Source organism: Archaeoglobus fulgidus DSM 4304, from assembly GCF_000008665.1.
In the GTDB taxonomy this organism is placed as follows: domain Archaea; phylum Halobacteriota; class Archaeoglobi; order Archaeoglobales; family Archaeoglobaceae; genus Archaeoglobus; species Archaeoglobus fulgidus.
Genome location: NC_000917.1, coordinates 1,818,977 through 1,842,330 on the forward strand (window position 1 = coordinate 1,818,977; position 23,354 = coordinate 1,842,330).

20 protein-coding genes are annotated in these 23,354 nt (G+C 49.6%); 10 read left to right on the plus strand and 10 right to left on the minus strand.

Going from position 1 to position 23,354, the window contains the following annotated elements:
* Positions 1 to 43: 43 nt before the first annotated feature.
* From AF_RS10165 to hisC, 4 genes are read left to right on the plus strand one after another with little or no spacing between them, the layout of a single operon-like run.
* A complete protein-coding gene (locus AF_RS10165; protein ID WP_048064754.1) occupies positions 44 to 1,042 on the plus strand; it encodes a ParM/StbA family protein in 999 nt (332 codons plus the stop codon).
* A complete protein-coding gene (locus AF_RS10170; RefSeq protein ID WP_010879514.1) occupies positions 1,039 to 1,566 on the plus strand; it encodes a hypothetical protein in 528 nt (175 codons plus the stop codon). Before AF_RS10165 ends, AF_RS10170 begins: the two co-directional genes overlap by 4 nt.
* Positions 1,526 to 2,422, plus strand: coding sequence for a hypothetical protein (locus tag AF_RS10175; RefSeq protein WP_010879515.1), 897 nt, complete (start codon positions 1,526 to 1,528; stop codon positions 2,420 to 2,422). The genes AF_RS10170 and AF_RS10175 overlap by 41 nt, the downstream gene beginning before the upstream one ends.
* On the plus strand, positions 2,419 to 3,447 hold the full coding sequence (gene hisC / locus AF_RS10180; protein ID WP_010879516.1) for a histidinol-phosphate transaminase: 1,029 nt from the start codon (positions 2,419 to 2,421) through the stop codon (positions 3,445 to 3,447). The genes AF_RS10175 and hisC overlap by 4 nt, the downstream gene beginning before the upstream one ends.
* On the opposite strand, the gene AF_RS10185 is transcribed toward hisC, so the two are convergent.
* Genes AF_RS10185 through AF_RS10200 form a run of 4 tightly spaced genes read right to left on the minus strand, consistent with a single transcriptional unit; the run spans position 3,444 to position 7,993 of the window.
* Entirely contained in the window at positions 3,444 to 3,980 is a 537-nt protein-coding gene (locus AF_RS10185) for a hypothetical protein (RefSeq protein ID WP_143274466.1), read from the minus strand. The two genes, hisC and AF_RS10185, sit on opposite strands and share 4 nt — an antisense overlap.
* Before the next feature lies 1 nt (position 3,981).
* Positions 3,982 to 5,463 carry a hypothetical protein gene (locus AF_RS10190; RefSeq protein WP_143274467.1) on the minus strand — a complete coding sequence of 494 codons (1,482 nt, stop codon included), beginning with the start codon at positions 5,461 to 5,463 and terminating at the stop codon, positions 3,982 to 3,984.
* Complete coding sequence (locus AF_RS10195; RefSeq protein ID WP_048064515.1) at positions 5,460 to 6,161, minus strand: hypothetical protein; 702 nt, start codon at positions 6,159 to 6,161, stop codon at positions 5,460 to 5,462. The genes AF_RS10190 and AF_RS10195 overlap by 4 nt, the downstream gene beginning before the upstream one ends.
* A 29-nt stretch (positions 6,162 to 6,190) precedes the next feature.
* The gene (locus AF_RS10200) at positions 6,191 to 7,993 is read right to left on the minus strand and encodes a hypothetical protein (RefSeq protein WP_048064516.1); all 1,803 of its coding nucleotides are present in this window, start codon (positions 7,991 to 7,993) and stop codon (positions 6,191 to 6,193) included.
* A gap of 116 nt (positions 7,994 to 8,109) precedes the next feature.
* On the opposite strand from AF_RS10200, the gene AF_RS10205 reads away from it, so the two are divergent.
* Positions 8,110 to 9,531 carry a DHH family phosphoesterase gene (locus AF_RS10205; protein WP_010879521.1) on the plus strand — a complete coding sequence of 474 codons (1,422 nt, stop codon included), beginning with the start codon at positions 8,110 to 8,112 and terminating at the stop codon, positions 9,529 to 9,531.
* A gap of 31 nt (positions 9,532 to 9,562) precedes the next feature.
* The gene (locus tag AF_RS10210; protein WP_010879522.1) at positions 9,563 to 10,168 is read left to right on the plus strand and encodes an indolepyruvate oxidoreductase subunit beta; all 606 of its coding nucleotides are present in this window, start codon (positions 9,563 to 9,565) and stop codon (positions 10,166 to 10,168) included.
* Here AF_RS10210 and AF_RS10215 read toward each other — a convergent pair.
* Positions 10,140 to 11,000: a coiled-coil protein gene (locus AF_RS10215; RefSeq protein WP_010879523.1), complete on the minus strand. Its 861-nt coding sequence runs from the start codon at positions 10,998 to 11,000 to the stop codon at positions 10,140 to 10,142. The two genes, AF_RS10210 and AF_RS10215, sit on opposite strands and share 29 nt — an antisense overlap.
* Positions 11,001 to 11,185: 185 nt before the next feature.
* On the opposite strand from AF_RS10215, the gene AF_RS10220 reads away from it, so the two are divergent.
* Positions 11,186 to 13,204 (plus strand): PAS domain S-box protein, encoded by a 2,019-nt coding sequence (locus AF_RS10220; protein ID WP_010879524.1) that lies wholly within the window; start codon positions 11,186 to 11,188, stop codon positions 13,202 to 13,204.
* On the opposite strand, the gene AF_RS10225 is transcribed toward AF_RS10220, so the two are convergent.
* Positions 13,201 to 14,814 (minus strand): fatty acid--CoA ligase, encoded by a 1,614-nt coding sequence (locus tag AF_RS10225; RefSeq protein ID WP_010879525.1) that lies wholly within the window; start codon positions 14,812 to 14,814, stop codon positions 13,201 to 13,203. The two genes, AF_RS10220 and AF_RS10225, sit on opposite strands and share 4 nt — an antisense overlap.
* A gap of 128 nt (positions 14,815 to 14,942) precedes the next feature.
* Here AF_RS10225 and AF_RS10230 point away from each other — a divergent pair, with 128 nt between their 5' ends.
* Positions 14,943 to 16,034 carry a M24 family metallopeptidase gene (locus AF_RS10230; RefSeq protein ID WP_010879526.1) on the plus strand — a complete coding sequence of 364 codons (1,092 nt, stop codon included), beginning with the start codon at positions 14,943 to 14,945 and terminating at the stop codon, positions 16,032 to 16,034.
* On the opposite strand, the gene serS is transcribed toward AF_RS10230, so the two are convergent.
* The 3 genes from serS to AF_RS10245 form a co-directional block, all read right to left on the minus strand.
* Positions 16,028 to 17,392, minus strand: coding sequence for a serine--tRNA ligase (gene serS / locus AF_RS10235; protein WP_048064517.1), 1,365 nt, complete (start codon positions 17,390 to 17,392; stop codon positions 16,028 to 16,030). The genes AF_RS10230 and serS overlap by 7 nt on opposite strands.
* 20 nt (positions 17,393 to 17,412) lie before the next feature.
* Entirely contained in the window at positions 17,413 to 18,258 is an 846-nt protein-coding gene (gene cyoE / locus AF_RS10240; protein WP_010879528.1) for a heme o synthase, read from the minus strand.
* 62 nt (positions 18,259 to 18,320) lie between these two features.
* Positions 18,321 to 19,262, minus strand: coding sequence for a ribose 1,5-bisphosphate isomerase (locus AF_RS10245; protein WP_010879529.1), 942 nt, complete (start codon positions 19,260 to 19,262; stop codon positions 18,321 to 18,323).
* Positions 19,263 to 19,316: 54 nt separating this feature from the next.
* Here AF_RS10245 and rqcH point away from each other — a divergent pair, with 54 nt between their 5' ends.
* A complete protein-coding gene (gene rqcH, locus AF_RS10250; protein WP_010879530.1) occupies positions 19,317 to 21,200 on the plus strand; it encodes a ribosome rescue protein RqcH in 1,884 nt (627 codons plus the stop codon).
* On the plus strand, positions 21,187 to 22,161 hold the full coding sequence (locus tag AF_RS10255) for an NOL1/NOP2/sun family putative RNA methylase (protein WP_010879531.1): 975 nt from the start codon (positions 21,187 to 21,189) through the stop codon (positions 22,159 to 22,161). The genes rqcH and AF_RS10255 overlap by 14 nt, the downstream gene beginning before the upstream one ends.
* Here AF_RS10255 and AF_RS10260 read toward each other — a convergent pair.
* A complete protein-coding gene (locus AF_RS10260) occupies positions 22,124 to 23,314 on the minus strand; it encodes a tripartite tricarboxylate transporter permease (RefSeq protein WP_010879532.1) in 1,191 nt (396 codons plus the stop codon). The genes AF_RS10255 and AF_RS10260 overlap by 38 nt on opposite strands.
* Positions 23,315 to 23,354: the final 40 nt, after the last annotated feature.

The window sequence follows — 23,354 nt, forward strand, 5'->3', positions numbered from 1 at the left end:
CTATCCCGAAGAAATTTTTTATATTGGCAAATGTACTGAAAACATGCAGCCTGTTGGTCTTGACATTGGCACGAACTACACCAAGATTACGGCGGATGGGAAAAATGTTCTGCTTTACCCCTCAATCGTAGCTTACGGTGAGGAGAAGGACTGGAGCCTTAAGGGAGAGACGAAGAGCGTTTATATCGGTGATGAAGCTTTGTCCATAGTTCAGTCTATGGAGAATGTTGAAGTTCTCCGACCCCTTCACGAGGGCAGGGTTCTGCATACATCCTACCTCGAACTTGCGAAATACGGTCTGAACAAGCTCAAAGTGAAGGACGGCCTAATAGCGACCGGACTTCCTGTTAAATCGTCAAAAAAGGAGAGAGAAGAACTGAAAAGGGAGCTGGAGTCTGAGCTAAACTCAAAGGTCCTGATATTTCCGGAGCCTGTCGGAACCATGGCCTACATGGGAATGGAGACCGGAGTGTGCGTGGATATTGGCTTTGGAACGACCGATGTTCTCGTGATTGCGGACATGGAGTATTTAAAGGGAGACACGATGCTCATGGGCGTTGACAAGCTCTACGAGAATTTGGAGGTAGCTGTGAGAAACAGGATAGGAATAAGCATCACTCCGGAAGAGATGACGAAGCTTCTCACAACCGAAGGCTACGAAATTGGAAGAATAAGGGGTGGAAAGAAAGTTAGCGTCAGCAGAGAAGAGATCATGCCAGAATACGAAGGCTACGTCAAAACCTGGGTGGAGAGAATTGCGAGCAGGGTCAAGCTCGTTCTTGAGGGGCTCTCGACAACACTTGTGGAGAACTTTGCAATAACAGGCGGTGGAAGCATGCTGCCCGGAGTTTACGAGATGTTCAAGGAAAGCTTCAGCGATATTGGAGACGTCAAAAGACCGGATGAACCGATAAAGGCGAACTCCATTGGATACTACATCCTTGCGAAGTCTCTTGTAGTAGAGGCTGAGACGGAACAGAGTGGCGATGCCGAAATTCTCGATGCAGATGACAAAAAGAAGGGGAGGAAGGGCAAGAAATGAAGATAACCGTAGAAATTCCGCCTGACATGGAAAAGCTTCTGGTGAAAAAGTGCGAGGAGTCAGGAGTATCTCCTTCGGAGTTCGTGTACCTCCTTCTTGAGTGGTATTTCTTCAAGAGGGGCAAGAAGGCAGAAACAACTGGTGAGCTCAACGAGTTCCTCAGAGTGGCCAAGGAAGTGGCTGACGAAAGAGTGAGGTTCTGCAAGTTCAGCGATGGAGCCTACTGCGCCATTGAAACCTTCGAAGATGTGTTTTCCGATAAAGAGCCCACGCCCATCTCCCCATACCGCTGCCTCTTCTGCCTTTACTATGTGGACAAGAGAAAAGATAAAAGGAGAACGGAGTTCAGGGAGCTGACTGAAGCCAAGATGTACGATTTGGCAAAGATCGCTGCAAAGTTTGTAGTGGAGCTCTACGGAGACAGGCTCGGCTACAGGCCTAAAACGAAGTCTGAGGAAATAGTGGAGAAACAAGAGAAAAAGGATGAGAAGCTCCCCAAGGTTAAGAAACTTCTCGATTGGTAGAGTTGGGCTGAACATAAACGGAGATTTAAGCGAGAAAGAAATAGAGGAGAGAGTCAGAATTGCCGAGAGAGCGGGAGTGAGAGTTATCTGGATTGGGGAGTTTGAGGGTTTCCAGGATCCATTCAGCGTTGCAGAAACTGTGAGCTCTCGCAGCCAAATGTGGGTTGGATTCGGAGTGCTCTCAGCGCAGAAGGGCTGCGAGAGGATAATCGCAGAAGTTGAGGAGTTGAGGAAAAGACATGGCGACAGGTTCATTGTGGGAATCGGTGCGGGGAGCTATCAAAGCCCGAAGGAAGGGTACAGGAAGATGAGAAGATGCGTGGAGTTTCTGAGAAACGCTGAATTCCCCGTTGTTGTCGGGGCAAGCTCACCCGGAACTGCATCCCTCTCAAAAGAGGTGGATGGCGTTCTTTTTAACTCCGTCAAGGAGGAGTTTATCTCATGGCTTCTCCGCTTTACTAACACCGCCTTCAAAGCCGCCTACGGCCCGGCATTGATTTTACCGAGCAGCAACGAAGAAGATTTACTTCTTGCAGCCGCAATTGTCTTCACGGGAAGCAAAAGGCTCATAGCGGAGTTTAGATTTGAGGAGGTTGCGAAAGAGCTTTCAAAGGTGGACATAATGTCTCTGGTGAGGGCAAGATGGGAGGGGAGGAGCATAGCAGGTGAGGAGGGGGCTGAGATTCTCTTCAGGCATAGGGAGTTTTTACTGCAGAACTTCACCATAAGCGGAGATGTGGGGGAGGTAAGGAGAAGAATAAAATCGTTGCTCAATATCTGCGACCACGTGGTGCTCGCAGACCCCTTCTTTCGGGATGTTGACTCGGTCAGAAGGTTGAAAGAAGTGGTTGTATGAGAGATGTTGTAAGATTCATCAACCCCTACGACCCCGGGCTTTTCCCCGAGGATTTTCCCGACAAAGAGGTTGTCAACCTTTCTTCAAACGAGAATCCTTATGAGCCGAGCGAGGAGGTTAGGGAGGCTTACCTTAGGGCTGTGAAATACATTCCAAGATATCCTAAAGCGGACTACGCCCGGCTGAAAAAGGCCCTTGCAGAATACACGGGCTTTGAAGTTGAAAACATAGCTGTGGGATGTGGAGCATCTGAGCTAATTTCCTGCATCTGCAACGTTCTGCTGGAAGAGCTGGACAGGGTTGTCATTCCAATGCCCTCCTACACCCTCTACTCCATCTATGCAATGTTGCGGAGCGCATCCATCAGCTTCCCGGTTTTTGAGGGATACAGGGTTGATCCTGACGTCATCGCCGAGGAAAGGCCGAAGCTCGTTTTTCTCTGCTCTCCCAACAACCCAACGGGCAACAGCCTGAGCAGAGAAATCGTTCAGAAGGTGGCTGAGAGTGCGGAGTACGTTGTGCTGGATGAGGCCTATGTGGAGTTCAGCGATGATTCAAAGATTGAGATGGTTAGGGATTACAACAACCTGATTGTGCTGAGAAGCTTTTCCAAGTTTTTCGGGCTTGCAGGAATGAGGGTTGGTTATGCTGTCTGCAGTGCGGAGATTGCTGAGGCAATTGAGAAGGTAAGGCTGCCCTTTGGTATAAGCTATCCTGCAGTTGAAACGGCAATTGCCGCTTTGAGGTCCTTGGATTACTACAAAAAAGTAAGGGACAGAATCGTCAGGGAGAGGGAGAGGCTTATTGAGAAACTGAAAGAAATTGAGTGGCTTGAAGTTTACCCGTCAGATGCCAACTTCGTGCTTGTAAAGGCGAACAAGGAGGGCGTGGTAGAGAAGCTGGCCGAGAAGGGGTTTATTGTGAGGGATGCAAGTGTTATGGGCCTTGAGGGTCTGTATATTCGCATTACAGTGGGTAAGCGAGAGGATAATGACAGGCTGATTGAGGCCCTAAGAGAAATTTAGAAGAGGTCTTCAGCCTTTATAATCTCAACGCCGTCAACCTTCATCTTCCTGTCGCTAACGACCTTTGCTTTCAGCTTTTTTGCAGCAGCAATGCTTTCTGCAAGCTCAACACCGTGATTTAGGTACTTTGCAACCTCTTCATCAGAAACGTCAACTATTTCGAGATTCATCCTTGCTCCAACTTTTGGTGGGAGGTTTCGGTAGCTCTGCCTTGTTATGTAAATCTTTCCGCCGTAATTCCTCTTCATCAGCTCCATAACACCCTTTGAATCCGCCACGATTCTCGTGGGCAGCTCGGGCAGCGGCATTGAGAGCAGAATGTAAACTCCAGCGGTCATCAAAACCCAGATAGCAATGAGGGAGACTATTGCAACAATTCCCCTCATAAACTCCTCAAGCCTTATTACATTGAGAAGGACGAGGGCGAGGAAGCCGAATAGCACGAAGGAGGTTGAAATGAGCACAGCAGCAATGGTGTCTCTCCTCTTCACTTCTTTCACCAGTTCCTCAAGCACCACTTCAAACTCATCCAAATCAACCACCTCTCAACAGCAAGGGCACACATCCGTTCCTTACGGCTATTTCCGCCACCTCCTTTTTAGTCGTTGCCAGCGGCCTCTTTATCATAATCGCCGCAGCAATAGACTCTGCATGTTCCCTTCTCAACCCCATACCCACGAACCTCTCAACCAGTTCTTCATCAGGCGTTATAATAATGCTTCCTGGCAACGCGTTTGATGGGGTGGTGTATATTCTTCTGCCATAAGCTCTCAGAAGAGCGTAGTTCTGGGCGTTGACGGCATCAGAGGTAACCACAACACCCCTCCTCGTCATTAAGGGGACGAAGACAATGGACATGAAGAGGGCGTAGGCTGCTGGTAGCATCATGGCTATGTATCCTTCAACGATTTCAGCAGGAATTTCGGGGACGGTTATTGCAGGCAGTGAAACGGATACCGGCAGAGAAATCGGCTGGGGTTGAGCTGGAGGTTGAACTGGAGGCTGCACTGGTGGTTGAGCGGGTGGTTGCACGGGCGGTAGCACTGGAGGTGGCGGGCCACCTCCACCACCTCCTCCGCCACCGCCGCCTCCGGGGGGCGTGAACTGGTAGCCAAGACCTTTCAGCACAGCTTCACCCACGATGTAGTTACCATCAGAAAATGTTGCAGGGAAAATCGTTACCTCGCACTGCCCTGCCAGCCTTGCCTTTGCCCTTGCGTAGAAAACGGGTGTTTTGTCACTCTCCACAACGCTCTGGAATGTTTTGTTCTCTCCTGCCGAAAGCTGGAAGGTTTCATTGTAAAGCGATTCTCTGTCGGTGAAGGTGTAGTCATCTATCTTCAGCACATACCACGCCTCAAAGCTAACATTCACATCCTGAGCGAGCGGGTTCTGAATGCGGAAGGTAGCATACCATTCATTTCCAGCTCTCTTCTTCTCAATTGAGAGAAGCAGCTCAACACCATACTCAACCGGCACCGAGTCTTTCAGCTTGAATGCGAGAATTGAGTCGGAGATTTCACCTGAGTATCCTGACACGAGGATGGAGAAGGACTTCTCACCTCCAGCAGGGATGGTTGAGTGGAAGGTCAGCGTATCTCCAGCCTGACAGCCAATGCAGCTTAGAAAATTGGCAGGCTTTGGAATTTCAATGCTGACATCAACATCTCTACTGTAGCTGTTTTTGATGGTGTAGATGATGTTAACAGCCCCTCCCTGAAGATTTGCAGTGTGTGTGATTGAGAGGGGGAAATTTTGGGGGCTTAGCGTTTTGTAGGGGTCTATTTTGAGGTTGGAATTGGCTGGGATGAGAGGGATGTAAACGAAGTCGTTTCTGTAGGAGAGGTTAACGTCGTAGAGGTTGAAGGGGTAGGGGTTGGTGAAGTTGACAACCATCCAGTCCCTTCCGACCTCCTGAGTGGCATTGGGGTAAAAAACCACCTCCCTTATCTCGTAAATGCATGCCATTGAGGGATAAATCAGGAGGAGCAGGGAGAGAAAAGCCAAGAGTCTCATTTCCTCAACCCTAAGACAAGCAGAATCACAGCCAATGCGAGCAGCGCTCCCCAGAAGACCACGTAACCCCTCACCGGCATCGCTGGTAAGGGCAGAAGCGAGAACTCTGCGGTAAAGAAGGCTATGCTTCCCGCTGGAAGACTTCCCTTCCACATGGGAGTGTTCTCTGCCGGCGGTTCTGCGTAGGTGAGCTTCCAGTCTGAGTTGACATTGATTTCGAGATTTTTGATGTCCGTGTCGGTGCCAAGGGGTATTGTTACGGACTTGAAGAGCAAGCCACTGTCAACGATGTCAGCATCATACTCCACGGTGAAGTTCAACTCCCCTTTCGGCTCTATGGGATACCATATCTCGTAAACAATCAGCGTGTAGTCCTCCTTCTCCTCAACAGTCACCTTGAAGTTTCTGTTCTCGGAGTAAGCTTTGACATTATAAACCTTCACCGGCTTCCTCTCATCGGTAAAGGGGATGGAGAGAAAGCCAACCTTAACAGGCTCAGCTTTCTGGAGCCTTATCTCCCCAATACCCGGAACAACGGGCTTGTCAATCAGATTTTTAAGGGTGACGTCGTAGCGAACATGGGCGAGGGTATCAACATCAACAGTAATCTTGAAATTGGAAATTTCCTCAACCTTCTGAGCCTGAACGGTAGGCAAAATCAGCAGAAGCGCTATTACCACCCAAACCCTTGCCATCATGCTAAAAAAAGGGGAGAAAATTTAAAAAATTAACTTCTCCTTCTGTAACCCACAACTGCCGTCAACCCAACAAGGGCTGTTGCGAGAGCCATGACGGACTCGTAGCTCGTCGCCTTGGCACCGCTGACGAGGGTGATTTTTGGCGATGTCTGCTCGTTCATTGAGAGGATGGGGTCAATACCCACAATGAATGCGTCGAGGAGCTTGTAGTCTTCGCTACCCTGAATCTGGTAGAAGATTACGACTGTCTGGTTGTTTTCGATTTCGGTGTAGTCGTCGTAAGCGCCATCCCCATCTGCGCTGGCGTTAATGGGGCGTATTCTCCACCAGTAACCGGTGTCGTATCCTGACAATTGAATGTTAGTTATAGTTTCAGGACCTCCAGCAAGCATAGAAGATTTGTTGACCCAGTCTCCATCCCTATCCTGCGGGTCTTTCCAGTCATTATCTCCATTGGTCAGTGAGAAATTCTTCGGAATCAGGTCGTAAACATAGACGTATGGTGATTCCTGCCCTCCAAGGTTCTCCACGACAAGGGTTATGTTGTAAATGTCATTGCCCGCTGACTCCACGTGCTTTGTAACCTTCACAAGGTAGCTGCCGATGACGTAGATTCTTTCGATGATGTAGGTGTTGCCACCGTCTGTGATTTTATCCTGCCCAACTCCCCATCCGTAGTTGGCATCTTCAACCAGCCTGAAGGTCACGTTGCCCCAGATGATTGGGACTTTGTCATATTGGAAGCTAAGGTCTTTTGAAGTGAAGCTCTCATCCCTTCCAATTTGTACATTTACAGTTGTATTCTCGTATCTTGCGCCATTAATTTCATTGTAATTCCGATCAGTCGCCCACACCTTCACGCTCTTCACGATATAAGTAAGTCCTGTTGCAGTGTTCTTTATCGTAACATTCCCTGTCCACTGGTTGCTGTTATCAGGCCCGCTCTTGTTAACACCAATGCTCGCATTGCCGATTGCAAAGACGTCAATTATCTTTGTACCGCTGATGTTTCCGTTTATGGGTCCAAACTGGAAATAAGCTTCACCGAATCCGACCAGTCTTGATACGAACGCTTCGTCTGTGGAGTAATTGCCTTTAACTTTGAAGGTCGTGGTTAACCATTTATTGTTGTCAAGAGTTCCACTTATTATTTGTTTAGGATTAGAACTACCATCCGCAAATTCTAAAGTCTTCCAGTTAGTGTCATAACTCGTATTCAAGTTCTTGTTCACAGTCAGGGTTACTGAAGATGGTTTGCCTCCCAACCCCGTGCTACTCCACCACGTATCATTCAGCGAAACGTTGAAGTAAACCGTCCAAGTGTAGTCTCCACCCTTAGGAATCTTTGCGGGGTCGTATTTCTCCTCTACGATGAAAGGTGCACCATTTTGTATTTCTGGTGTCTCGGTAACATCATAGGCAACGTATTTTGACTCTCCCGGTCCCAGCCTCGGTATGTGGATAATACAATCTGCACCTGATGTATCAAATCCTCCCTCGTTTGTGAGTTTACTTGGCACATCGCCTGAATCTAGTATCTGAACGCCCGTTGATATTGCACTACACGATCCATCATTCAACCCAATATCAACCGCCACCCAGATGTCCATTATATCCTCATTAGCATTGTTTGTCACATTGATAATCCCTTTAACATCCGTTTGATATTCAAAAGTCCCCACTCCGTTCGCCGCGTCAGTCATGTTTATCGTACTATTCACCCTCTCCTCGATGCTCACCTCTAATGGCGCCGCTGAAGTGTTAATGGTAATAATTGTGAGTACAATAATCATCGCTACGAGCCCTATTTTTCCCAATCTCCCAGCTGACATGCTCGTAATGGTGATAAGCATATATAAAAAATTTTCGAGTTTTTGAATACATCGCAAATGAAGAATATAAACCCCACCGGAAACGTTTAATACTTCCTCGATTTTTTGATTCTGAAATGACCGAAAACGGCAGGTACGAGTACATAGTCATTGGCAGCGAAGCTGCCGGTGTAGGTCTTGTTAGAGAGCTGACTGCTGCGGGCAAAAAAGTTCTTGCCGTTGATAAGTCCAAGGAAAAAATCGAGCTGCTCGAAGACGAGGGGTTCGACGCTGTAATTGCTGATCCGACCGATGAGAGCTTTTACAGAAGCCTCGACCTGGAGGGAGTTTCTGCCGTGCTCATCACAGGCTCGGATGATGAGTTCAACCTTAAAATCCTAAAAGCGCTGCGCAGCGTTTCCGATGTGTACGCCATCGTAAGAGTTTCTTCTCCCAAAAAGAAGGAGGAGTTCGAGGAGGCTGGGGCAAACCTCGTGGTGCTTGTGGCCGATGCCGTAAAGCAGGCGTTCATGGACAAAATAAAGAAGATGGAGACTCTGAAGAAGATAGAAAAGCTCAAGAGAATAATGGAGTCGCTGAGAGGCAAGAGGCTCGGCATCTTCACCCACGACAATCCCGATCCGGATTCGATGTCGTCGGCCTACGCCCTGAGGGAAATAGCCAAGCAGTTCGACGTGATTGCGGACATCCTTTACTACGGAGAGATTCTTCATCAGAAAAACAGGGCGATGGTCAATCTTCTTGAAATACCTATGATCCGGGCTCCGGAAGTTGACTTAAGCCACTATGATGCGTTTGCAATCGTCGATTCTTCCGGGCCGGGCGTCAACAACTCTATTCCCCCAGACATAGACATCTCCATCGTAATCGACCACCATCCTGCCGAGAAGGTCGTGGCGGAGTTCGTTGACCTCAGAGAGGACGTGGGTGCAACAGCTACAATCCTTACAGAGTACATAAAGGAGCTGAAGATAACTCCTAGCAAGATTCTCGCAACCGCGCTCTTCTTCGGAATAAAAAGCGAAACGGACGAGTTCAAGAGGAACACCAGAACCGCAGACTTCTTGGCCTGCGCCTTCCTTTACCCCTTCGTTGATCAGGATTTGATAGAGAAAATAGAGAGCCCTTCAATCTCAACGGAGACGCTCGACATTCTGGGCACCGCAATCAAAAACCGGCAGGTTTACTCCAGCTTTCTCATCAGCTTTGCGGGGTTCATCAACGACAGGGATGCCCTCCCCCAAGCAGCAGATTTTCTGCTGAAGCTTGAAGGCATTTCCACCGTAGTCGTTTTCGGCGTGATAAAGGACACGGTTTACGTCTCCGCCAGAAACAAGGACGTTAGAATCCACATGGGAGAGGTGCTCAGGAGGGCTTTTGGGGACGTCGGAAGTGCCGGTGGACACGCACATGCTGCGGGAGCGCAAATTCCGCTCGGAATCTTCGGAGAGACGAACGAAAAGGACTTGCTCGCCAAGCTGATAACGGAGGCAATTACAAAGAGGCTGCTTTCGGCAGTGGGAATGGAGCAGAGCTAAATTTAAATGCCCAGTTCAAAACTGAGGCTGGATGAGGCTGAACATAGTCGTCGTTGGTGTTGGCGGGCAGGGAGCTCTCACAACTTCGGGGATAATAGCAAGGGCAGCGATGAGGGCCGGATTGAATGTGGTCACCGCTGAAACCCACGGGATGGCCCAAAGGGGGGGAAGTGTTGAGGTTCACGTGAGAATCGGAGACGTCAGGGCCCCACTAATCCCGGAAGGCGGGGCGGATGTGATGATCGCTCTTGAGCCTGCTGAGGCTCTACGCTACGCGAAGTTTCTTAACAAAAACACTCTCGTTATACTCAACACGAGAAAGATCATCCCCCCTTCCGTTACCGCAGGGACGGCAAAATATCCCGAGCTGGATGAGATTATCGGCGAGCTGAGAAAAGTTACTCCGAGAGTTATACCCGTAAACGCTTCAGAAATTGCGGAAAAGGCTGGAAGTGTGCTGGCAACAAATGTCGTCGTTGTGGGGATGCTTTTCGGCTATTACAGCATGCCCTTCGGTATCGAGCACGTCGAGGAGGCAATAAGAGAGACGATGAAGAGCAAAATCGTTGACCTTAACCTGAAAGCATTAAAAATGGGGTATAATCAGGCTATATCAGGCCGGCCCTCTGCAGTATGAGCAAGTCCTCAGTTTCTATTTTCTCCCCTCTCTTGAACATCTCGTAGATTTCCTTCGCCCTTCTTATCAGCTCTTCCTTCTCCCTCTGCTCCTTGGTCTTGACCTGCTTCGACTTCAGGGCCTTTATGACCTTCTCAAGGTCCTTGATGTCCTTTCTCCTCTTTATTGCCTCGTTGTGGCACCTGTCCGCCTCCTTCTTGCTTTCGATGAATTTCTCATGCATTTCATCCGCAAGCTTCCTCATCTCGTCAATCTCGCTGAACATCTGAGTCAGCTGCTCATGGTACTTGTCAGCCTCTTCAGCATAGGCTTTCAGCTCGTTCAGCAGCTCCCTTGCCTGATCCTTCAGCTCCCTTATTCTTGAAATCAGTCTCTTGAACTCCTCATGCCTCTCAAGCTGAGCCTTCCTCTCCTCCAGCTCCTTTCTGAGCTTCGCAATCCTCTCGACCAGAGCCCTCTCCTTCTCTATTGTAAGCACGGCTGTCTGCTGCTTGAACTCCAGGCGCCTGATTTCCTTTTCAATCTCTCCCAGCGGCCTGCCTCCCTTATCGATGCTCCTTCTGAGCTTGTCCACTTCCTTGTAAAGCGCATCGACTTCCTTGAAGATTTCATTCCTCTTCGCCCTAATCTCCTTTACCTTTGCGTTCAGCTCGTCCCTCTTTGCCTTTACCTCTTTTGTGGCAGCGAGCATCTCCCTGACTTTCTTGTTGAGCTCGTCTCTTCTATTTGCGTACTCCCTCGCGGCGGCGTTTAGCTCATCCCTCTTCTTTATGAAATCCTGAAGCTCCTTCTCAAGTTGCTCTTTCCTTTCCTCCAACTTCTCCAGCATCATGCTCTCACAACAGCGTTTTTTTGAAGAACTCTGAAGTCACTTAACAGCCATTTCAAAAGCTGGATTTAAACTTTTCTCTTGTTTGCTTCCGTGCTGGTGCTGCCCGCTAAAACGAATGATAACTCTCATCACTTTAATTGTTATGATGGGAAAACTTTTTACCTGACGCATCAAAGTAGAAAATAGTGAAGAATGAGGTGAGCAGGAAAAGCATAACCGAAGCCGATGACGAGACTCTTAAGATAATAGCGGAGCGCAGCCCAGACCCAGTCCTGATTCACGATGGTGAGAGAGTTCTTTACGCCAACCCCAAAGCGTTAGAGTACGTATCCGCCGAAGAGCTGATGAAAAGAAAGCTGGTCGAGTTCATTCACCCCGACTACAGGGCGATTGCTGTCGAGAGGATGACCAAGGTCATGAAGGGCGAGAGTGTGGAGCCCTACGAAGAGCTTTTTGTCCTTCCAGACGGTAGAGAGGTGTGGCTCGAAACGAACCCTACTCCCATAACCTTCAGAGGCAAAAGGGCTGTTTTGCTCATTCTCCGAGATGTTACTGCGAGAAGAAGAACTGAGGAGAGGTACAGGGATTTCTTCGAGAACTCGTTGGACATAATAGCGGTGACTGATCTCAAGGGAAACTTCGTGGAGGTTAACAGAGCCTTTGAGGAGGTCTTCGGCTACTCCAGGGATGAGGTGAGGGGAAGAAACTTTGCGGAAGTCCTGAAACTCAGCAAGGATGTGGCAGAGGAGATTTTCAGGAGCTACAACAAAGCTTTCAGAGAGAGAAAAAATGTTTACGGGCTTTTGTTCAAGGTCAGGCGAAAGGATGGGAAAGAGATAATCGTTGAAGGCAACGTAAGGCTTTTGTGGGAAGGAAGCAAAGTCAAAGGGTTCGTGGGGAACTTCAGGGACGTGACCGACAGGGTCAGGCTGGAAGAGAGGCTGAGGGAGAGCCAGGAAAGGTACAGATCTATTTTCAACTACTCACCCCTCGCCATCATCGTGTTCAACGACAGGGCTGAAATAGTAGATTGGAACAAGAAGGCTGAGGATATTTTCGGCTGGAAAAAGGAGGAGGCTCTTGGAAAAAATATCATCGAGCTGCTCGTTCCGGAGCATTTGAGGGGAGAAATTCAGCTAATCGCGGAAAGAATCCTGGAGGGAGAGGTTTACACGCACTCGATAAACGAGAATTTAACGAAAGACGGTAGGGTCATAACGTGTGAGTGGCACAACACGATTTACAGGGACGCAAAAGGGAGGATTTACGGCCTCTCCATTGTCCAGGACATTACTGATAAGATAAAGATGGAGAGAAAGTTGAAAGAGAGTGAAGAAAGGTATAGAAGCGTTTTTACGCATGCTCCAGTTCTTATTGCAATTTTGGACAAAGATGGGCGGTTCGTTGAGGCGAATCCCGCAATGGTGAAAAGCATCGGAGAAAATCCGGTTGGAAAAGAGCTCTCCGAAATTTTCCCAAAGGACGTCGCGGAAAGGAGGCTTAATCATTTGAAGAAAGCACTCGAAGAGGGGGAGCTGGTTGAGTTCGAAGACGAGAGGGGCGGAAAGTACTTCATAAACTTCTACCTACCCCTCGAGCTTGAAGGGGAGAAGCACTGTCTGGTAATAGCCCAGGATATCACCGAACTCAGGAAACTGAACAAGCTGCTCAGAGAAATGGTCGAAGTAAATGAAGCCATAGTCCGAATTGGCGAACGTGAGGAACTGGTGAAGAAGATAGAAGAGATTCTTTCAGACTACTCGGCGAAGATTAGAGATAGCGGGCAGGGAGAGTGCCTGGAAATCAGGTACGGTGATAAAACCTACGGTTATCTATGTGTTGAGAACGTTGACGAGGAGATGAAACCCCTGTTGAAAGCCCTCACAGATGACCTCGCATTTGCCTTCAAATCAATGGAGGATGAGGAGAGAAGGGAAGAGCTGCTCAAACAGCTTGTTGAGAATATCAGAACGATAGCATACCTTGTTGACAGGATTAGGAATCCGCTTGCTGCTATCAGAGCTTTTACCGAGCTTTTTGTTGATGATGAAGAGGTCAGTAAGAAGATTATCCAGCAGATAGAAAGAATTGTGGACATCGTCGAGAAACTCGACGTTTCCTGGGCAAATTCAGAAAAAATTGCCAGAATGGAGAAGGAAATTTACGACCTCTCAAAAATAGAAAAGAAGTTCAAAAAAGATTAGCGGGAGTACATCTGCTTCAGGACCTTCTTGTCTATCTTGCCGACGCTCGTCTTCGGTATCTCATCGACTATTTCGAATCTGTCAGGCACAGCCCACTTGGTAATCTTGCCCTCTTCGACAAACTTCATGAGGTGAGCTCTCAGCTCTTCAGGAGTCGGCTTCTCTCCGGGCATTGGGACGATGATGGCGAGCGGTCTCTCACCCCACTTCTCATCCGGGATGCCGATAACTGCAACCTCCCTCACTTTGGGATGCAGGCTCAGCAGGTTTTCGAGTGTCAGCGTGGAAATCCACTCTCCTCCGCTCTTCACAACATCCTTGAGCCTGTCGACAATGGTGATATAACCCTCCTCATCCATGACCGCTATATCTCCAGTGTGCAACCATCCTCCCTCCCAGAGCTCCTTTGTCTTCTCCGGATCTTTGAGATAGCTGTCAGTCAGCCACGGTGCTCTGACCACAACCTCTCCCATGTCCTGCTCGTCCGGCTTCACGTCAGTGAAATCGTCATGCACCACCCTGACATAAACCAGCGGGAATGGTATGCCGGTCTTGATTGACAGCTCAACCTTGGTTTCCTCATCGACGTTGAGCAAGTGAGGCTTGAGGAACCCTCCAGTCAATATTGGGCAGGTCTCGGACATTCCGTAGCCCGCCATGGTTATTATGCCCTTCTCCCTCGCCCTCAGAGCAAGTCCTTTCGGCAGCTTAGCTCCTCCAATAATCATCTTCCAGCCGGGGAACTTGAAGCCCTCTGGCAGATTGTCAACAATCATCTGTAGAATTGTCGGCACGCAGTGGGAGTAAGTTACCCCTTCAGTCATGACCAGCTTGACAATCATCTGAGGCTCGTACCTGCCCGGATAGACGTGCTTGTGGCCGAGCAGCCACATCATGTAGGGCACTCCCCACGCGTGGACGTGGAACATCGGCGTGAGGGGCATGTAAACGACCTCATCTTCCTTCAGCCTCAAAACCGACCTGTAGCCGGTCATTGCTATACAACCTGCGAGAGTGTGGAGAAAAAGCTTTCTGTGCGTGAACCAGACCCCCTTCGGCCTTCCCGTAGTGCCGGTGGTGTAGCTCAGCGTTGCCATCGTGTTCTCATCAAAGTCCGGGAAGTCGTAGTTGGGGCTGGCCTTCTTCAGCATCTCCTCATACTCTACGTCAGTAAGCTTCGTTTCGGGCATTGTGTCGTCTGTCATAACAACATATTTCTTCACGGTGTCGAGCTTGTCCGCAATTGATTCTATAAGCGGTACGAAGTCCTTGTAAACCAGAACCACCTCATCCTCGGCATGCTGCATCGTGTAAAGTATGTCCTCGGGGCTTAACCTGACGTTGACCGTATGCAAAACCGCCCCCATCATGGGGATAGCGAAGAAGCATTCCAGATAGCGGTTCGTGTCCCAGTCCAGAACCGCCACCTTCGTTCCCTTCTTTACGCCAAGCTCCTCAAGAGCGCTTGCCAGCCTGTGAACTCTCTCGTAGATGTCTCTGTAGGTGAACCTCTTCAAATCTCTGTAGACGATTTCCTGCTTTGGAGCGTACGTCACACCGCTCTCGAGAATGTGCTTCAACAAAAGCTGGTAGTTATATGCCTCACTCATCAAACCACCTCTTTACTATCATTGATACTCAACCTAATTATGAGTATAAGAAAATTTTGGTAATTTCTGCAATTTCCATTACAATTTTTGGCAACCAAAACTTTTAACCAGAGGAGCGAACTTGTACTATGATTGCCGAGTTTCTCAGGAAGCACAGCGCAGACTTCATAATCCTCCACGGCTCAAGCAGCAACGCCAACTTCTACTACGCAACCAAGTTCAAAACCTACGACCCCCTCACCTACATTGCCGGCATTGACGGCTCCGACATTCTAATTGTTCCTGAAATGGAGAAGAAAAGGGCCGAGAGGGAAAGCAGGGTCAAGGAGATTGTCTCGCTCAACGATTTGGGCTACATGGAAAAGCTGAAAGAGCTTGGAGATGCGAAAAAAGCTTACCTCGAAATCCTTGTGGCGATTTTGAAGGAGGGAAGATGCAGAAAGCTCCTAATCCCAGAGGAGATGCCAACTTACATCTCCTTCGAGCTGATGAAGCACTTCGAGGTTGAGGTGGTGAAAAATCCCTTTTCAACGCTGAGGATAATCAAAAGCTCCTCGGAGGTTGAAAAAATAAGGGACACGAGCAACGCAATACTCAGATGCGTCAAGTGGGCAGTTGAGAACTTCAGCTTCAGAACCTGCGAGGGGATGAGGAGGGCAATTGAGCTGAAGCTTTTTTCTGAAGGCTATCTGGCAGAGAACACGATATGCTCCACCGGAAAAAGCTCAGCCGACCCCCACGAAATTGGGAAGGGGGAGATAGAGGAGCACGTCGTTCTTGACGTCTTCCCCAAGAGCCTTGACCACCTCTATTATTCCGACTTCACGAGGACCCTCTTTGTGAGAGAAAACGCAGAGCTTGAGGAGATGTATAAAGCGGTGGTGGATGCACAGGAAAAAGCCCTTTCAATGATAAGAGATGGTGTTGACGCAAAGGATGTGCATCAGGCGGTAAAGGACACGCTGAACAGCCACGGCTTTAAGACGGAAAAGGGAGAGGGATTTATACACTCTACGGGACACGGAGTAGGCCTTGAAGTTCACGAGGAGCCGAGAATAAGCGAGCTGAGCGTTGAGCTGAAGAAGGGGATGGTTGTTACCGTTGAGCCGGGCCTCTACTACTCGAAAGTTGGAGGGGTGAGGGTGGAGGATACGGTTGTTGTGAGGAAAAATGGATGTGAGGTTCTCACTCCCTTCGAGAAGTTCATAAAGCTCTACTGACTCTTTGCCGGCATAATGAAATCCTTTGGTGCTGATTCGATGGGCTCAAGGTACTTCCTCAGCACTCTGGGAATCTCCACCCTCCCATCCTCAAGCTGGAAGTTCTCGATTATGGCTGTGATGGCTCTTGTAGTGGCGATTGCGGTGGAGTTGAGAGTGTGTACGAATCCCTTGCTCGGCTTCCCCCTCTCCTCCGCAAACCTTATGTCCAGCCTGTAGCTCTGCCAGTCCGTGCAGTTGCTGCAGGAAACCATTTCCCTGTATTTTGCCTGAGCGGGCATCCACGCTTCGAGGTCGTACTTCTTTGCCGCTACAATGCCTAAATCGCCTGTGCAGATGTTAACGATTCTGTAGGGGATGCCCAAGCCCTGCCACAGCTTCTCCACATTCTCTATCAGCTTCTCATGCCACTCCCAGCTCTGCTCAGGAAGGCAGAAAACGAACTGCTCCACCTTGTTGAACTGATGAACTCTGAAAATCCCCTTCGTGTCCTTGCCATGCGCCCCGGCCTCCTTTCTGAAGCAGGGCGAGACTCCTGCATAGAGCAATGGAAGCTCTCTCTCCTCCAGAACCTCCCTCATGTGCATCGCAGCTATTGGATGCTCGCTTGTGGCTATAAGATAGAGGTCTTCATCTTCAACCTTGTATATGACCTCCTCAAAGTCGCTGAAGGCCGTGACTCCGCTGTAAGCCTCTCTGCGCATCATGTAGGGAGGAGAGACTATTGTGAAGTCCTCCTTTCTCAGAAAGTCAAGGGCGTACATTGTTAAAGCGAAGTCCAGCCAGACGAGGTCGTTCAGCAGGTAGTAGAACCTCGCCCCCGCAACCTTTGCCGCCCTCTCCAGATCAGCCCAGCCGAAAATCTCAACGGCATCAGCATGACCGATAGGTTTGACGTCCGTAACTTCATACTCCGCCATTCCCTGCGTCATCTCAACAAAGGCATCAACATCCTCGAAGTAGACCTTCGCCTTCCCCCAGTACTTTATCGGAACGTTTTCACTGTCGTCCTTTCCAACTGGCACGGACTCGTGGATGATGTTTGGAATTGAAAGCAGAACTTCCTCAAGCTCCGCCTCAAGCCTCTTCAGCTCCTCCTCAGCCCTTTTAACCTCTTCAGATACAGCCTTTGCTTCCTCGATGACCTTTGCCCTCTCTTCCCCCTTTGCCTCCTTCACAGCCCTCGCCAGCTCGTTTCTCCGCTTTCTCAGCTGGTTTACCCTCTTAAGCTCTTCTCTCCACTTTCTGTCCAGCTCAATAGCTCTATCAACAATATCAACGCTCAAACCCCTTCTTCTCTGAGACTCGTAAAGAATTTCCGGGTTTTCGCGAACAGCTTTAAGAATGCTCCACATCAGGATAAGTTAGGGTGGCTTGTTTATAAAAATACGCCTAAAAGCAAAGAAAAGTAAACGAGTCCAAGGGTCATGCTCGCCAGCTTGTACATCTTCCTCGCCTTCACCCTGTCGGGAGAGAGGGCGAACTTCACCGCCTTGTAGAGGAAGAAAGCTACTGCAGAGGTTGAGATAACGAGGTAGAAGATTCCCAAGGGAAGCAGAACGTAAAGGCTCGCAGCCAGCACGAGCATTGCTGCGGTGGCAAAAACGATTGCCCACGAAGCCCTCTCCATGCCGACAACGAGGGGATACATTGGGATATTGGCCATCCTGTAGTCCTCCTCGTAGTGCATGGATATGTACCAGATGTGAGAGGGAATCCAGAGGAGAACGATGGCAGCTATTATGAACCCCGGCAGCGTGAAGCCCTGCACAGCTACCCAACCACCAAGGGCAGGCATAGCCCCCGCAAAACCTCCCAGAACGATGGAGTAGGGACTCTTCCTCTTCAGGAGGATTGTATAGACAACGATGTCGAAGAAGAGCCCGAAAAACACAACTAAACCGAACTCAAGGCTTACAAGGAATGCAAGCACCTGCCCGATGGCAAAGATTGCAGCGCCAAAAGCTGCACATTCGGAGGGCTTTAAAATTCCCGCTGGAACCGGCCTTTTTCTCGTTCGAGGCATTATTGCATCTATATCCCTGTCAAGCCACATGTTGATGGCGGTGGTTCCTGAAATGGCCAAGAACATTGAGATTGCAGCGATGACGAAGTTGAAGTCTGCCCCTCCACGGGCTACGATATAGGAGACTAAGAAGGTAATCATTAACAGGAATGTTTGTTTCGGCTTCGTTACCTCAATGAGGGCCTTTAGCTTTTCCACATAGAAAATTTAGTTTGAGGGCAAAAAAGTTTTCGGAATTTATCGATTAACAGCAACCATCGCTAATCAAAGTGCCTCGAATTCAGCGTTATCTCCTCCTCTTCAATGCCTGCATATCCCAGCCTCTCGGTTATCACAATATAGGCCATCTCAGGCGGTATCGCACCGATTTCGGTTATGATAACATCAATGTAGTCCCGCGGCGTCACGTCGAAGGCAGGATTTCTCACCTTCACCCCCAGCTTCAGAATCTCCTCAGGAGCAACCTCTCTTGCATCCCTCTCCTCGATAACGACGAGCTCACCGAAGAGCGTTTTCGGGCTGAACTTGTAGGTCTCTGCAGCGACCATGAAAGGTACCCTCGCCTCCTTTGCCGCTAAGGCTATCTGAGATGTGCCGATTTTGTTAATCAGGGCTCCATTGGCAGTTATGGTGTCAGCCCCAACCACAACGCAGTCCACCTCGTTGATGAAATACCTGACAGCTGAGTCAACGATGAGAGTAACCTCAATCCCCGCCTCCCTCAGCTGCTTTACCGTCAGATGCCCCTGCCACCTCGGCCTTGATTCTGTTGCTATTACCTCCACCCTCTTGCCGTTTTCGTGGGCCTTCTTGATAACAGAAAGGGCTGCTGAGGAGTTGCAGTGCGTCATAACGGTGTAGCCGTCCTTTATCCTCTTCTCCCCAATCTCCCCAATCTTTCTCTGGGCAGTCTCAACCCAGTTTATGAACTCCCTTGCTCTCCTTATCACACTCTGCCTCTTCTCCTCAACGCTCTCCCCGCTGTAACGCATGACGTAGTTTATGGCGTTGTAGAGGCTCACGGCAGTTGGGCGAGTGTTGAGGAGAGTTTCCGCAGCGAACCTCATCTCCTCGTCAAACTTCTCGTCAGAGGCTTTTTCGGCGAATTTCATCAGAGTTTCCGCAGCGAACCTCGCAATTCTTGCAGCACCTCTCACCTCCATGCTCCTGATTTTTTCCGCAGCTTCGAGAACTTCTTCCATGTGTTCAATTTTTTCAAAGGTTAAAGAATTTTAACCTGAAGCAGAGGTGGGAACGTGAAACAGCTGAGTTCGTTCGACATCAAGGCCTGCGTGAGGGAGCTCAAGGAGCTTGAGGGAGGGAAGGTGGAGAAGGTCTATCACCATCCGCCGGATGAAATAAGAATAAGAATCTACGCTGGCAGGAAAGTTGACCTAGTAATTGAAGCGGGAAGGAGAATTCACCTCACCAAGTTTCCGAAGCAAGCCCCTCGATTTCCATCGGCCTTCGCGATGCTTTTGAGGAAGCACCTTGAGGGGGCGAGAATCAAGAAAATAGAGCAGTACGACTTTGACAGAGTTGTTGTAATCGAGTTCGAGCGGTTTGGTGAAATAAGAAGGATTGTAGCAGAGCTCTTCTCGAAAGGAAACGTCGTGCTGCTGAATGAGGAAAACCGAGTTATCATGCCCCTCAAACACACCATCAAGGTTGGGGAGCTTTACAGATTCCCGGAGCAGAGGGAAAGGAAAGACGAGGACAGAGAGGTGGTGAGAGTCCTTGCAATGTCCGGCTTGGGCGGGCTTTATGCTGAAGAGGTTTGCCTGAGAGCCGGAATCGACAAGAAGAAAAAGTATGCAGAGCTGAGCGAGGATGAGAGGAAAAAGATTGACGAGGAGATTGAGAGGCTGATGAACTTTACTCCAAAGCCCCAGATTATCCTGAAGGATGGAGATTACCTCGACGTGGTGCCGATGGACCTGCTTTACTACTCAAACTACGAGAAGAAGTACTTCGAGTCCTTTAACGACGCCCTCGACGACTACTTCTCCAAGAAACTCGCCGAAATGGACGAGCTTGAGTCGATGAAGAGCGAAGAGCTAGAGAAGCTAAAGAAGAGGCTTGAAATTCAGAAGGAGAGCCTTAGGAAATTTGAGGATGAAGCGGAGAGCTTCAGGAAGATAGGGGATGCCATTTACGAGAACTACCAGATGGTGGAGAAAATAATCGAGGCCTTCAGAGCTGCGAGGGAGAGAAAGAGCTGGGATGAGATTAAGGAGATCGTTGCGAGGGATGAGAAGCTTAAAAAGCTGGTAAAGGCCATTAAGCCCGAGAAGAACGCCATTGTGGTTAAAGTAGGCGATTTTGACGTTGAGCTTGAGATAAAAAAGAGCATTCACGAGAATGCAGACCTTTACTACGAGAAGGCCAAGAAGGCGAGGGAGAAGGCTGAGGGAGTGAAGAGAGCCATTGAAGCAACTCTGAGGGAGATGGAGAGGGTTGAGGAGAAGCTGGAGAAGAAGCTCGTCACGAGCATCAAAGTGAGAAGGAAGAAGGAGTGGTACGAGAACTACAGATGGTTCTTCACCAGCGAGGGCTTTCTCGTTATTGGGGGCAGAACTGCGGAGATGAATGAGGAGATTGTAGCAAAGCACCTCGAAAGCCTCGACCTCTTCTTCCACACTCAAACTCCCGGTGCTCCAGCCGTAATCCTGAAAAGGGGGCAGGAGGCGGGGGAGGAGAGCATAAGGGAGGCTGCCGAGTTTGCCGCAACCTATTCAGCTTTATGGAAGGAAGGAAAGCATGCGGGAGAGGTTTACTACGTCCTGCCAGAGCAGGTTTCGAAGTCTGCCAAGGCCGGAGAGTACCTGCCGAAGGGAAGCTTCTACATCACGGGAAAGAGGAACTACCTCACTGTTGAGCTGAACTGCGCCGTGGGCGTTGATGTTGAGAACCTGAGGGTGATTGGGGGGCCGGTGTCGGCAGTAAAAAAGCAGGCGAGCTACTACGTGGAGCTTGAGATTGGTGATAAGGAGCACAATGAGCTTGGAGTGGAGATTGCAAAGAAGCTCGTGGAAATGGCTGGAGAGGAGAGGCACATAGTCAGGGCCGTGGCAACGCCAGATGAGATTATGAAGTTCCTACCTCCCGGAAAGGCGAGGATAAAGGATGAAGGTTCTTGACTTTCCCTCCTCGAAAAAGGCCAAGGAGCTGGCGGTAAAGTACGGCTACGACGAGTTCATCGTTAGGAGGTGGCTTCACTTTTTTGGCGATGAAACTGAAGACATTATCAGGGCTTTTGAGGAGGGAATTCCGAAGTACATCCGAATCAACACTCTGAAGATTGACGAAAAAGGCCTGCTGGAGAGATTGGAGAGCAGAGGATTCAAGCTGAAGAAAACGGAGGTCCCCTACTGCTTTGAGGTTGTTGAGGAGCCCTACTCCATCGGAGCAACACCTGAGTACCTGATGGGCTACTACTACGTTATGGACAAGAGCTCCTGCATTCCTCCCCTCGCCCTTGAACCAAAACCGGGAGAGGTTGTTGTTGACCTCGCAGCCTCTCCCGGCGGGAAAACTACCTTTTTATCAATGCTGATGGAAAATAAGGGCGCTGTCATTGCCGTGGAGCCGCAGAAGGAAAGACTGCAGCCCCTCATAGACAACATAAACAGAATGGGGGCGATGAATGTGGCAGTGATTAACGTTGATGGTAGAAGAGTTCCTGCTATGGGAATAAAGGCCGACAGGGTTCTGCTCGACGCTCCGTGCACCGGGGAGGGGATAATCCACAAGGACCCATCAAGAAAGACGGACCGTGGAAAGGAGGACATCCTTTTCTGCTCCTCTTTACAGAGAGAGCTCGTCCTCGCAGCCTTCGATTGCCTTAAGGAAGGAGGAGTGATGGTCTACTCCACCTGCTCGCTCACACCTGAAGAAAACGAGTTTGTGGTGGATTTCCTGCTTGAGAGGAGAAAGGGGGTTGTTGAGGAGATTGAGTGGGGCGATGAGGCTTTAGCTCTGCCGGGGGTTAAGAATGAGGTAAGCAAAGCGAGAAGGTTCTACCCCCACAGGCATCAATGCTCAGGGTTTTTTGTGGCCAGAATCAGGAAGGTGGGAGATAGTAAAGCAAAACCGGAATAATCAGGCAGCCCATGCAGTTAGCCCTCCTCACACCGAGGAGTGGGGCGGACATACCGACTATGGAGGACACAAAGAGAACCATGAGTCCCACGAATCCCGTGAGGGTGTAAGTTAAGGCTATCAGAAAGAGGAGAACCGCCGCGGAAAGCTTTGAGAACCTCAGCCTCGTAAGGCGTGAGAGGGCCAATCTCGATACAAAGAGAGTTAGAGGCAGAGCGATTGAGGCTGAAACTGTTACCATAAAGATTAACTCGAAGAAAGAGGGATGCACGCCGAGACTCAGCAGCGCATCTGCAGCACCGCTTCTGGTTTTGGAGGTTGCAATCAGCATGAAAAAGCAGAGAACGGCATTGGCGGAGTTTGCGGCGCTTACAGCAGCAACGTAGCCTTCCCTATCCCGTATCCCAACTGTGGCAAGGACCGTTGCAACACCGCTGCTAACTCCGGGGAACAGGGAGACCAAAAAGCCCGCGATTGTTCCGGCTGAGACTGCGTTGCTGCCCGGCATCCTCAGCCTCACTTCCTGGGGCGGAACGCTGCCGGAGGTCGTTTGGAGAAGTATTGGAACGCCGAAGAGGCCTGTAAGGAGAGGAAGGAACATTGAGCCCGCCGGATTGTACACGTATTCCGAAACCTGGAAGGTAACGAAGCCGATAAATCCGGAAACGGCAAAAACGAGAAAGGCGTAGAGCCTTTTGCGCCACGCGGAGTAGCTACCACCGAACTCCTCACCCCTTTCCGTGAGAATCAGGAAGGCGGAAATCGCGAGGAGGGCTAAGGGCGTAAAGCGCCTGATTGCCGAATAGCTTAGACCCAAAAGGTAAATTGCAGGATAGAGAAGGAAGCTCAAAATTATCGCCAAAAAGGAAGCTATGGCAGAAATGCTAACCGCCTCAAACCCCCTCCCTTCGAGAACCATCTCGTTGGCGGGGTGGACCGCAATGGCTGTATCTTCATCAGGAACTCCCAGAAACACTGTTGGGATAATGTTGGCTATCGTGTAAGCGATGGCTGATGAAACGATAATTGCGGAAGGATTTTGAAAGCTTGGGGAGTACAGAAGAGTTAAGGAGGCGAAGGTGTTGCTGTGAATCCCTGGAATCAGTCCTGCAATGAAACCGAGCAGTGTGCCGAGCAGAGTGTCAGTGAGCATTGCAGCGAATAAACCTCCAGTAAATTAAGTTTGTGGTGTG

Excerpts from the sequence above, each read along its gene's own strand:
- AF_RS10200 (WP_048064516.1), bottom strand. The coding sequence starts at position 7,993 with ATGTCAGCTGGGAGATTGGGAAAAATAGGGCTCGTAGCGATGATTATT.
- AF_RS10255 (WP_010879531.1), top strand. The coding sequence starts at position 21,187 with ATGAAGGTTCTTGACTTTCCCTCCTCGAAAAAGGCCAAGGAGCTGGCG.
- AF_RS10210 (WP_010879522.1), top strand. The coding sequence starts at position 9,563 with ATGAGGCTGAACATAGTCGTCGTTGGTGTTGGCGGGCAGGGAGCTCTC.
- AF_RS10230 (WP_010879526.1), top strand. The coding sequence starts at position 14,943 with ATGATTGCCGAGTTTCTCAGGAAGCACAGCGCAGACTTCATAATCCTC.
- AF_RS10225 (WP_010879525.1), bottom strand. The coding sequence starts at position 14,814 with ATGAGTGAGGCATATAACTACCAGCTTTTGTTGAAGCACATTCTCGAG.
- AF_RS10170 (WP_010879514.1), top strand. The coding sequence starts at position 1,039 with ATGAAGATAACCGTAGAAATTCCGCCTGACATGGAAAAGCTTCTGGTG.
- hisC (WP_010879516.1), top strand. The coding sequence starts at position 2,419 with ATGAGAGATGTTGTAAGATTCATCAACCCCTACGACCCCGGGCTTTTC.
- AF_RS10175 (WP_010879515.1), top strand. The coding sequence starts at position 1,526 with ATGAGAAGCTCCCCAAGGTTAAGAAACTTCTCGATTGGTAGAGTTGGG.
- AF_RS10165 (WP_048064754.1), top strand. The coding sequence starts at position 44 with ATGCAGCCTGTTGGTCTTGACATTGGCACGAACTACACCAAGATTACG.
- AF_RS10195 (WP_048064515.1), bottom strand. The coding sequence starts at position 6,161 with ATGATGGCAAGGGTTTGGGTGGTAATAGCGCTTCTGCTGATTTTGCCT.
- AF_RS10215 (WP_010879523.1), bottom strand. The coding sequence starts at position 11,000 with ATGATGCTGGAGAAGTTGGAGGAAAGGAAAGAGCAACTTGAGAAGGAG.
- AF_RS10260 (WP_010879532.1), bottom strand. The coding sequence starts at position 23,314 with ATGCTCACTGACACTCTGCTCGGCACACTGCTCGGTTTCATTGCAGGA.
- AF_RS10245 (WP_010879529.1), bottom strand. The coding sequence starts at position 19,262 with ATGGAAGAAGTTCTCGAAGCTGCGGAAAAAATCAGGAGCATGGAGGTG.
- AF_RS10190 (WP_143274467.1), bottom strand. The coding sequence starts at position 5,463 with ATGAGACTCTTGGCTTTTCTCTCCCTGCTCCTCCTGATTTATCCCTCA.
- AF_RS10205 (WP_010879521.1), top strand. The coding sequence starts at position 8,110 with ATGACCGAAAACGGCAGGTACGAGTACATAGTCATTGGCAGCGAAGCT.